Annotated in this window: 8 protein-coding genes and 1 pseudogene; 2 read left to right on the top strand and 7 right to left on the bottom strand. The window is 63.6% G+C overall.

The window, feature by feature from the left end; translation table 11 throughout:
* The 6 genes and pseudogenes from FCT00_RS19645 to FCT00_RS19670 form a co-directional block, all read right to left on the bottom strand.
* A pseudogene (locus tag FCT00_RS19645) lies at positions 1-322 on the bottom strand (pyrroloquinoline quinone biosynthesis protein B); the annotation flags it as partial.
* Positions 323-325: 3 nt separating this feature from the next.
* On the bottom strand, positions 326-406 hold the full coding sequence (pqqA, locus tag FCT00_RS19650) for a pyrroloquinoline quinone precursor peptide PqqA (protein ID WP_008335771.1): 81 nt from the start codon (positions 404-406) through the stop codon (positions 326-328).
* A 119-nt stretch (positions 407-525) separates the two neighbouring features.
* Complete coding sequence (locus tag FCT00_RS19655) at positions 526-1,578, bottom strand: LysR family transcriptional regulator (RefSeq protein ID WP_138424348.1); 1,053 nt, start codon at positions 1,576-1,578, stop codon at positions 526-528.
* Between the two features lie 82 nt (positions 1,579-1,660).
* On the bottom strand, positions 1,661-2,782 hold the full coding sequence (locus tag FCT00_RS19660; RefSeq protein WP_138424349.1) for a Fic family protein: 1,122 nt from the start codon (positions 2,780-2,782) through the stop codon (positions 1,661-1,663).
* A gap of 641 nt (positions 2,783-3,423) precedes the next feature.
* Positions 3,424-4,503, bottom strand: coding sequence for a ParB/RepB/Spo0J family partition protein (locus FCT00_RS19665; protein WP_138424350.1), 1,080 nt, complete (start codon positions 4,501-4,503; stop codon positions 3,424-3,426).
* A gap of 3 nt (positions 4,504-4,506) precedes the next feature.
* On the bottom strand, positions 4,507-5,904 hold the full coding sequence (locus FCT00_RS19670; protein WP_138424351.1) for an AAA family ATPase: 1,398 nt from the start codon (positions 5,902-5,904) through the stop codon (positions 4,507-4,509).
* 514 nt (positions 5,905-6,418) lie between these two features.
* Here FCT00_RS19670 and FCT00_RS19675 point away from each other — a divergent pair.
* Positions 6,419-7,600 carry a replication initiation protein gene (locus FCT00_RS19675; protein WP_138424352.1) on the top strand — a complete coding sequence of 394 codons (1,182 nt, stop codon included), beginning with the start codon at positions 6,419-6,421 and terminating at the stop codon, positions 7,598-7,600.
* A 2-nt stretch (positions 7,601-7,602) separates the two neighbouring features.
* On the opposite strand, the gene FCT00_RS19680 is transcribed toward FCT00_RS19675, so the two are convergent.
* A complete protein-coding gene (locus tag FCT00_RS19680) occupies positions 7,603-9,558 on the bottom strand; it encodes an oxidoreductase (protein ID WP_138424353.1) in 1,956 nt (651 codons plus the stop codon).
* A 469-nt stretch (positions 9,559-10,027) separates the two neighbouring features.
* On the opposite strand from FCT00_RS19680, the gene FCT00_RS19685 reads away from it, so the two are divergent.
* On the top strand, positions 10,028-11,197 hold the full coding sequence (locus FCT00_RS19685; protein ID WP_008327678.1) for a C4-dicarboxylate TRAP transporter substrate-binding protein: 1,170 nt from the start codon (positions 10,028-10,030) through the stop codon (positions 11,195-11,197).
* Positions 11,198-11,206: the final 9 nt, after the last annotated feature.

Genomic DNA, 11,206 nt, shown 5'->3' on the forward strand with positions numbered 1-11,206 from the left:
CGAGGGCATCGACCTCGCCATTGGCGAGCAGGACACCCGCAATCGGGCTGTCGCGAAGCTTTCCATTGCGCGGATGCAGTTCGGGTATGTCATTGATCTGCTGGCGCAGGTCAGGCGACGCATTCACGAGAAACCAGTTCTCGCCGTCCGCGCTGAAGGCAAGCGATGCCTGCCCGTCCGCCAGCGATGGATCGCGCCGCGCGGCCTGACACGACGCGCAGTTGCAGTTCCACTGCGGAACCCCTCCACCCGCCGCGCCACCAAGCACGATCAGGCTTAGTGAACCCTGCTTGGCGGGCGCGAATTCGGATGGAGGGGTCATCGATTACTTCTGCTTCGCGCAGGCGTACATGTTGATTTCCATGCCGACCGGAATCTCGCGAACCTTCGGTGCATCCCAAGCCATGTGGACCTCCCTTTCTAGCTTTTGAACAGCGGAATTGCTGCCCTGCGAGCCTAGAAATGGCCCCCCCGATCCGGCAATCTATGGCATCCATAGAGCCATTCGTGCGCGTATGGACGCGGCTACGACGCCGGGCCGAACTCGGGCGTGGGCTTGAGCAGAAAGGGCGGCGTTTCGCTGGCGGGCGGCGGCGCATAGGTGCGCCCGGCCGCTCCAAGCTCGTCGATCAGGCAGGAATAAAGCTCCTGCCGCAGATACTGTTTCGGCAGCAGCGCGACCACGTCACGTGCCGGGAAATCGACGCGGTAAAGCCGGACACCGTCGATCACGCGATCGCCCACGACACAGGACATCGCGGGCGCCAGACAGATGCCCAGCCCGGCCCGCACCATGCCGATGGCGACCTCGAAGCTCCGCGCCTGTGCGAAGGGCCGGTTTCCCGGCATCAGCCCGTCATACCAAGCCTGCACCCGACGGCTGTGCTGCGTTCCGAAGGCGAACTGGATCGACCGGAACAGGACGTCTTGATCCTTCGCGGAAAGATCGCGCGACGGGTCGGTCACACCCGACAGGTCGAGGTCGCTGGGCACGGCCAGAACATATGGGTCGGTGCAAATGTGAATCTGCTCGAACCCGGCACTGGCCGGCGCGATGGAATTCGACGAGATCAGGCCAAGGTTGATCCGCCGCGCATAGAGCATCTCGATGACTTCCGCGGGCGCGCTTTCGTGGATGTCATAGTCGATTTCCGAGAACTTCTTGTGCAGGGCTTCCATGGCGGTCGGCACCAGTACCCTGAGAATCGAATTCAGACCCGCAAGGCGCAGCGTCCGGCGCGACCCATCCCCGATGGCGCCCAGCCCGTCCTCCAGCGACTGCATACTCTCGAGGACTTTCTGCACATGGCGCATCAACTGCCGCCCGGCCTCGGTCAGCTCGAGAGAATTGGACCGGCGCTCGAAAAGCGGCATCCCGACGATGTCCTCGAGCGAGGCGATCTGCTGTGACACCGTCGGCTGCGCCAGCCCGATCTGCTTGCTCGCCCGCGTCAGGCTCGACGCGTTCGCGACCGCCCAGAAGATCTGAAGCCGTCGAAACGTCAGCCCGCCGCCCGTGCCCCCGACCTGACGCAACTTGGCTGTATTGTCCAAGGGCCCGTTTTCTTCATTGTTCATGTTCGGTCTCTACTGCGCTTAGGCCTCACTGGATCGCAGCATCCTCGCACTTGGACTCATTGGTTTTATCTATATTCAGAATTCAAGTCTGCCTTTGCGGCCGGTCCAGGTTCAGCCAGTATCGCGTGTATCGCCGTTCCCCCGTGCGCGTGAGGGCGCCGATCTCGACCAGATTTTGCAGATCCCTCGTCGCCGTTGCACGCGAGGTTCCGGTGATCGAAAGATAGTTCTCCGCGCTCAAACCGCCCTCGAATCCATCCGGCCCTTCGCGAAACATCCGCTCGATCGCCTTCGTCTGCCGTTCGTTCAGCCTGTCGCGGTGCCGGTCATAGAAATGCGCCTTGGCGATGAAAAAGCCCACGCGGTCCAACGTGACCTGCTGCGCGGCCAGAACGGCCTCGGCGAACCAGACCAGCCAAGGCGTGACGTCCAGTGTCCGCTGATGGCGTTCAAGCTGATCGTAATACGCCTTCCGCTGTCGCTCGATGGTGAAGGCAAGCGCGATGAGGCTCGGCTGCCCGATGTTCTGCGCCAAAGACTTTTCGGCAAGGGCACGACCCAATCGCCCGTTCCCGTCCTCGAACGGGTGAATGCTCTCGAAATAGAGATGACTGAGCCCCGCCCGCGTCAACGCCGGCAACGGCGCTTCGGCATCCGGCCCGGTCCGGTTGAACCATTCGACATACCTGTCCATTTCCGCCGGAACCTGCGCGGATGGCAAGGCCTCGAAATGCACGACCGGACGATCAGGCCGGCCCGAGACGATCTGCATGGCCTCTGCGTGCTGCCGGTATGATCCAATGACCTCGAGCCGCTTGTCGAAGGCCAGCAGCATCTCATGCCACCGAAAAAGCGTCGCGTGCTCAAGGGTCTCCGAAAACGTCGAATAGACGTCGACCATCATCTCGGCCACACCCTGTTCACGCGGTTTGCCCGGATAGCTGCCCGGTTCCAGTCCAAGGTGCCGACGGAGCGAGGATTGCACGCTGCGCCGATCCAGCATCTCGCCCTCGATGGCACTGGTCTTCATCGCCTCATCGCTCAAGAGGTCGATGCGAAGCTGATCGCGCTCGGACGGGGTCACATGATGCACGGCACCCAGCACTTCACCCGAAGACAGCAGAAAGCGCTGTTCGAGCGGTGCCAATGCCTCCGGTTCATACCGGAAGTCCGGCCAACCGGGTATCTGCCAGTTCCATGCCATGAGTGACAGCGTCCTTGCCTATAACTCATCAAATAACCATTTTTGAGGCATAGACGTCAATTCTATACCTCAAACTGCCTCACCCCTGCCCTCGCTTCACCCCCCTGCCCTTCTGCTGAGGTCAACACAAGGCGATTTGGAAACGGATGGCGCCCGCTACCGGAGAGGCGCAACACACGCCGCCGCCGTGTTAGACCTGCGCTTGACCAAAACGGCAACAATCTCAGGGGCTTCGACACGTTTCTGGGTGACTTGTCCCGCGACGGGTTGCAGGGTGCCAGTGTCCACGTAAGGACCGAGTCAGTCGGCTTCTACCGCCCAAAACTCGATCACTGCGGCGCTTTTCCCTACAAAATGGCAAGCAAAGCGCCCCACCCTACCGGATCGCGTCACGCCCGATAAGTCTGCGTTTTCAGGCGCCCCGCTAAGACGCCCCAGACCATGACAACGCCCCCCCCCGAAAGCGCCCTGCCGGACCGAGCTTCCGGGTCCGATACGCTTAGCTGTCCGGACGGCCCGGACTCGCGGCCGCCCGGCCCGCTTCCTCGTGACCCTCACCCAGACAGCAGGTTTGAGAAACCAAAAAAGGCCCGCGCGATGCGGGCCCTCTTCGTTAACCTTTGGTTTCGCCGCGAAACCTGTCAGGCGCGTGACAGTAGCCCCTCGACCTCCTGTGCGATGGTGCGCATCAACTCGCCGTTGACCCGCTCGCCCGACAGCCGCAGCACCCAGTCGGAGCCGTCCTGCTCGACCTCGACCCGCACCCCGGCATCCGTCGTGCGGCTGCGCGTCGTGCTCCGCTTGGGCCGCCCGCCGCGCGACGGATCGACGGTCGCCGGGGTCATCGCCTCGATGGTCGACAGGATCACCTGAAGCTCGTCCTCTGGCGTGTCGGGCGCCGCCTGCGCCAGCGCATCGCGCAGCGCCGCCTCGCCCCCCGACCGAAGCGCCGAGGCGAGTTTCAGCCCGTCCTTTTCGCGCAGGCTTTCGGGAAAGACGAGCATGTCGCCCAACTCCTCGAAGATCAGCGCGAAGGACCGGATCTTCGACCGCTTGGCCTTGGACCCCGTCGCGAAAAGCGCATCGACCGCCGCCTCGGTGTTGACGAACGCGCCCTCCTGCGCGGCCAGCACCGAAATGCGCCCGCGTTCGAAATGGCTCAGATCGGCGCGCACCTCGTTCTCTTCGACCATCGCCACGAAGGTGCCGCCCATCGCGCCGGGGTCGCGCACCACGGCCCGGATCGCGCCGTAGCGGTCCCCGCTCCACAATTGCCGCAGGCTGCGCATGGCCATGAACCGGCGGTAGCCCGACAACAGACCATACCGCTTTTCGCCGCCCGGCTCGGACCGCTCGAACACTTCGATCGGCAGGCGCAGACCATGCGATGCGATGGACCTTTTGAGTTCCTCCAACTCCTCGGCATCCATCGACATGCGGTCGCGGATCACGGCCATCTCGTCGATCTCGTCGAGCGGGATTTCCACGATCAGCCGCCCCGCCTCCTCGGCCTCGCGCAGCCGCTCCGCATCGGTCCGGTTGCGCGCGGCTTCCGCCCGCTCCTCGGTCGAGCGCAGATCGGCGGCCTGCGCCGTGTCGGCGGCCACCTGCGCGATGGGGGCCGACATCGGCCCCTTGAGCGGTGTGTCGCGCTGGAACTCCGCTTCGAGCCGGGTCAGATCATCGGCGCTCGGCGCTTCGAGTTTACGTCGCTTGGCCATCTATCACGCCTCCTCGCTTTCCGCGTTTTCCATCTGTTGATCGCGCCACCACGACCCGAGGATCAGCGATTTGACCTCGGCCCATGTGCCGTCGAACGTCTCGCGCCCACGGACATAGGTCTCTCGGTTAAAGTCGCGGTAATCGGTCTCGTATATCCCCGATACCTGCTCGCCCGCCTGTCCGACCATGGCGGTCAGCTCCTGCCGGTAGGCGGTCATGAAGTCGCCGAAATAAGCCTGGATCACGTTCGCCAGATCGGCCTGCTGTCCGGCGTCGAACCGGGTGATGATCGCCCGGACGGCATCCCATTCGAACTGCATTTCCGGCAGGTTGTCGCGCCGCCTGACCCGGTTCTCGCCCTCCTCGATCGAGGCGAAGGTGGAATAGATCATGTCGAAGAACCGACCCGTCGAATCGAATTCGAGGAACGATGCCCCCAGAGGCACGAGCAAAATATCGGCGGCGGCCAGCGCGTTGATGGTGAGGTATCCTAGGGCAGGGGGCGTATCGAGGAGGATGATGTCATATTCATCCAGCAGCCCCCCATCCTCCAGCGCGTTCTGGAGCGCATCCCACAGCGCCCAGGACCGGACCTGCATCCGCCAGACGGGCACCTGGAATTCGGCCCAGTAAAGGTTCAGCTGCGCGCCGATCAGGTCGATGTTGGGCCAGTGCGTTTTCTGGACGAGGTTTCGCGGCGAAACCTGCATCGCTTCGGTCAGGCTTTCGTCGAACGGGTAGGGGGCCTGCCCGGAGCGTTCGCGCACCTCGTTCTCGGCGGCCAGCGTCTTGGCGAAATCGCGCGCGATCAGGGGGAAGGCGGTCATCCATTCGTCCTCGACCTTGCCGCCGAGGATCGAGGTCATCGACCCCTGGCTGTCGAGGTCGATCACAAGCACCTTGTAGCCATCCAGCGCCGCGCTCATCGCGAGATGGGCGGCGGTCGAGGTCTTGCCGACGCCGCCCTTGAAATTCGCGACCGCCACAACCTTGGCCGGAAGCCCCTCGGGCCGCCACGATTTGTAAGCTTTGCCGGAAGCGCCTTCGGTGGCGAAGTGGTCGCGAATCTCCATCACCTCTTCCAGCGTGAACCACTTCGCGCCCGCTTCGCCCTCGCCCTGCGGGAGATCGGGGTTGGCCTTCAGCACACGCCGCAGGTGGGCGGCGGCGACGGGGATCAGGTAGCGGGTGATTTCCCAGATCGAGAACTTGCGGAGCCGTTTGTTGCCGTCGGGCGCATAGCCGCGTTTGGCGAGGTCGTCGCGGCCGCGCATGGCGAAGGCGGCGGCTTTTGCGAATCGGGACGTCTCGATAGGATCGGCCAGACGTTTCGCGGCGAAACCCGGATCGATGTTGAAGTAGGGGGGGAGATCCTGTTTGCCCGGAGATTTTGGTGCCATGAGTGCCTCTCAATGTTCGCTATTTCCTGCGATATCGTGGAAACTATCGCACATGCCGGGGCACAAGTGAATCGGTTTGGATTGTGCATCGAAAAATCCTGAAGAATTTAGAAAGCACAGACCGCCCGTTTAAGTTTTCTTTCAGGACTTTAAAGACTTTGACCGAATAAAATATCGACTTTCCAATGCTTTACGGCCAAAAGCGGACCTGAATACGGGTCGAAGGGCGCCTGAGGTCGGGATGAAAGGCACCCGGATACGGGAGGAGGGACTCCGATTCGCAGGGCAAGAGCGGCGATTCGTTCGGAAACAAGGGTTTTCTGCCGTATTAGGGCCTTTTCCGACTCGCGCGCCCGGACTTGTCCACAGCCCCGTCCCGTAGGCGGGTCCCTTTCGCCCGTGGCTCGATCCGTCAGGAACCCGGATACGGGACGGGCGCATAGGTGCCAAGAGCAGACTTGATCGCGGGTGCCTTATCGCGGAGACTGAAGAAAAAGAACGAGCAGGTGACAGTATGGACGAGATTGCGCGGGATCGGCTGACCGGTTCCCTTAGACGCGGGGCCGTGAAGAAACACGTGGCGGCCATTCACGTGTCGGGAAAACTGACTCTATTACAGCGGAAATTGAGCAATGTGCTGCTGCTCAACGCCTATGACACGCTGACCACCAGCCGCCGCCACCAGATCGACGCGCGCACGCTGTGCATGATGATCGGCTACAACTCCAACGATTTCGACACGCTCAAGGACAGCCTGCGCGGGCTGGCCGAGACGGTGGCGGAATGGGACATGCTGGACGAGCAGGGGCGGCAGGAGTGGGGCGTGTCCTCGCTTTTGTCCTATGCCAAGCTCAAGGGCGGGATCTGCGAATACGCCTATTCCGACGCGCTGGCCGAGAAGCTGCACGACCCGAAAGTTTTTGCGCTCATCAACCTGAACATCCAGCGGCGTTTCACATCGGGTCACGCGCTGGCGCTTTATGAGAACTGTTACCGCTTCGTGCGGACGGGGAGCACGGGGTGGTGGTCGCTCGACCTGTTCCGGCGGCTCATGGGGGTGGCCGACAGCGCGTATTATGAAAGCTACAAGCACCTGAACGCGAAGATCATCAAGCCGGCGGTGGCCGAGGTGAACAAGACGTCGAACATCATCGTCACGCCGGAGGTGAAGAAGATGGGGCGGCAGGTCACCGATATTCGGTTCCTGATCGAAGAGAACCCGCAGCTCGCGATCCTCGATCTTGACGACGGCGAGGGCATCCGCAATGGCCCGGTCTATCGACGGTTGCGCGACCTTGGGGTGAGCGACCGGCTGGCGCGCCAGTGGATCGCGGAACATGGCGAGGCCTATGTGACGCGCAAGGTCGATTACGTCGCCGGGCAGGACGGGGTGCGCGACCCGGTGCGGTATCTGTCGGCGGCGCTGAAGGCGGATTACGGCGGAGAAGGGCAGGGGGCCGCGACCCCAGCCCCGTCGAGCGAGCGGGCACGGCGGCTGGCCCGGATCAAGGCCTTGGTCGAGGGGCGCACGCCGACGCAGCGGGATGCGGACAAGCGCATGTTCCTGTCGCGGCTCGACGGTGCGGCGCGCGACGATTTCGAGCGGCACGGCTGGATGAGCGCGCTGAACGCCGAACGGATCGCGGCGTTCTGGGAGGAACTCGTGCCGGGCGCCTTCGAGGAGGACGCGGTGTAGCCTCAGATCAGGCAGGCGTTTTCATAGGCCTGTCGCGTGGCGTGCAGGATGCGGTTCGGCACATAGGCATCGCCGAAGATCTGCACCTCGGGGCCTTTGCCTTTCAGGGCGTCATAGAGCCCGGCATCGGGGGTGCCGCCGCAGGCCAGAACCACGGTGTCGAAATCCGTCATTTCGCTTTCCATGCCGGAATAGACACATTTCAGGGTGATTTTGTCGGGAGCGATCCCGGCCACGCGGGTCATAACGGTGAATGTCGCGCCCTGTCCTGTGAGTTTGCCCAGAATGCCACCGATGGAATACTTGCCGACGCCGGGCGCGACGCCCGGTGTCTGATAGATGACCCTGACCGAGCAGCCGCGTTCGAGAAGCGCGCTGGTCACGGTCAGGGGCTGCATGTGATCTTCGCGCGCGATGACGACGACGTTCCGGCCCACATCGGCGGTGCCCATCAGCACGTCGCGCGCCTCGACCACGAAGGGTGCATCGACGCCGGGGGCATCGAGGCTGCGGGGCCGGGTGCCGGTCGCGAGCAGGACCACATCGGGCGCGTCCGCGAGGATGGTGTCCGCCGTCGCCTCCTCCCCCAGTTTCAGGGTCACGCCCGCTTCGGTGAGGCGCGCGGTCTGGTGCTCGATGAAGGCGAGGTAGGCCGCGTTTTCAGGCACCGCGCCCGCGACGCGCATGAGGCCGCCAAGCTGGGGCGCGCGGTCCCAGAGTGTGACGCGATGCCCGCGCTCGGCGGCGACGGCGGCGGCCTCCATCCCCGCCGGGCCGCCGCCGACAACGGTGACGCGGCGCGGTGACGGGACCGGTGCGGGTGCCGGCTCGGCCTCGCGCCCCGCGCGGGGGTTCACGGAACAGCCGAAGGGCAGGCCGTCGATGGCGGCGGCGTGCAGGCAATCGTTGCAGCCGATGCAGGGGCGGATGGTGTGGGCGGCGCCGGCGCGGGCCTTGGCGACGAAATCCTCGTCGGCGAAGAACGCGCGGGCGATGGAGACGACATCGGCGTGACCCTCGGCAAGCACGGCTTCGCCCGCCTCGGGGTCGCTGACGCGGCCACCGTAGATGACGGGGATCGACAGCGCCGCGCGGAACCTGCCCGCCATGTCGGCCCACTGGGCGCGTCCGAAGACGTGCGGCTGGACATAACTGGGGGCGCCCCAGTTGTTGCCGATCACGCAATGGAGGTAGTCGATATGCCCCGACGCCTCAAACGCCTGCGCGATGCGGATGCCTTCGGCGAGGTCGTAGCCGCCCTCGAAAAACTCGTCCATGTTGAAGCGCATTCCGATGACGAAGCCGGGGCCGGTGACGGCGCGCATGGCGGCGAAGGCTTCCATGGGGAAGCGCAGGCGGGCGTCGAAGTCGCCGCCGTAGGCATCGGTGCGCCGGTTGGTGTAGGGCGAGATGAAAAGCTGCATGACGTCTTCGTGGTTCGCGTGCATTTCCACGCCGTCGAAGCCAGCCGCCTCGGCCTCGGCCGCCGTGAAGGCGTATTCGTCGATGGTGCGCTGGATCTCGTCATAGGTCAGGATGTGGGTGGGCTGGTTGTTGGTGTAGTTGGCGAGCACGCCCGAGGCCGAGTGCGGCTGCGCGCCCTGCATGATGATCTGGGCGGTGACGGCGGTGCCTTCGGCGTGCATGTCGTCGGCGAACCGCGCGAACACGTCGCGGAAGTTGGGCTTGCGCATGGTGCCGCGCTTGACCGCGCCGAGACCGGAGAGGCGCAGGCCCTGCGGCAGCATCCCGTTGTCGATGAAGGCGTTTACCCCGTCCATCCAGCCCAGCCCGGCGCGCGCGCGGGTGAGCCAGTAGGCGGCATATTTGTCGTATTCCCGCTCGGACACCTGCGGATCGGCGATGATGCGGCCGTGGGGCGGGGCCATGATGCGATTTCGCAGCGCCATGTCGCGGATACTGAGTGGGGCGAACAGGTGGGGGAAACGGGCGGTCATGAGCGGGCCTTTTCGGGTCTTTCAGGGGGTGCCACGATGCCCCGAACCGAGACCGAGCCGCGCCCTGCGTGTGTAATTATCCCGCTCATGTGTATTTTTGGAATGGGAGTCTGTCTACACTTTGCACAGCTCCCGAAATGCGCGAAACTCGGGATGCGGTCACGGGCCGTTTCGCGCTAATGGCGCTTTTCAAAGTGATTCTGAGCGAATCTCGGTGCCCGTCCGTCGCGATTTTTTCGCGCGTTGCGGGGCCGTCGATCCGCCGCAGGCCCCCCAAAAACACCAAAATCGCACCAGATTGTGCATATGGAAGAGATTTATATATACACAATGGAAAGTTTCGGTAATGCTATCGGGGCAGACGACTGGCGCCCGAAGCGGTCAAGGTCGTTGTGGCGGGTGGAGGAGACCTGCCGCGTGACATAACGAAGGTCGGTCGGGCGAAGGTCCGACACATTGGGAGGACGACATGACACTCATTCAGGACTTCAAAGGGTTTTCCGGGCTCAAGGGCGCCGCGGTCGCGGGTCTCGCGCTGGGTGCGCTGACCGTGGGCGGGGCACAGGCGCAGACGTTGCGCCATGCCGTCGGCCTGCCGGAAACCAGCTACAACTACGACGCCGCCGTGGCGTTCGGCGAGGCGATCGAAGCCAACACCGATCTCGAAATGAAGGTGTTCGCGCTGTCGCTTCTCAGCCTTGCCGAGATGTCGGGCGGTATCCGCGACGGTCTGGCCGACAGCGGGTTCACGCTGTTCCCGTATTTCCCGGCGGAATATTCGGAAATGAACCTGCCCGCCGACCTGTCGCTTCTGGCGATCTCGGACCCGGACACCAAGTGGCCCGGCCCGGCGGTCATCGGCGCGTCGATGGAATACGTGATGCTGAACTGCCCCGACTGTCAGGAGCAGCTCAAGGGTCTGAACTCGGTCTATCTGAACGGGGCGGCCGCCGTTGAATACGGTCTGGTCTGCAACAAGCCGGTGAAATCCATCGCCGACCTCGAAGGTCTGAAGGTGCGCACGGGTGCCGCCGATCAGGGCCGTTTCGCGGATTACTTCGGTGCCGTGCGCGTGGCGCTGTCGGGCAACGAAATCTACGACGCCCTGTCGACCGGCAACGTGGACTGCTCGTTCAACCAGGGTGAGAACCTCGTCGGCCTGCGTTACATCGAGATCGCGGATCACTTCACCACCGGCATCATGGGGTCCATGTTCGCGGGTCTCGCCACCACGATGAACCGTGACACCTGGCAGGGTCTGTCGGAAGAGAACCGCCGCGGCATCCTGACCGCCGCCGCCGTTCAGCCGATCGTGAGCTGGATCCTGAACAAGGAGCGCAACATCTCGGCCATCGAAGAGTTCCGCGCCGCCGGCAAGAACGTCTACGAGGCGTCGGCCGAGGATCAGGAAAAGATCGCCGAATTCATCGCCCAGGACCTTGAGGTCGTTCGCGCCGAATACAACGAGAAGTATGGCCTCGAAAACGTGGACGAGAAGATCGAGACGGTGACGGCCCTGATCGAGAAGTGGAAGGGTCTGACCAACGAGATCGACGTGATGGAGCAGGAGCCGTTCATCCAGCTTTACCTCGACGAAATCATGTCGAAGGTCGACGTCGCCTCCTACGGCATGGATTGATCCAAGCGG

Source organism: Maritimibacter alexandrii, assembly GCF_005871115.1.
GTDB lineage: Bacteria > Pseudomonadota > Alphaproteobacteria > Rhodobacterales > Rhodobacteraceae > Maritimibacter > Maritimibacter alkaliphilus.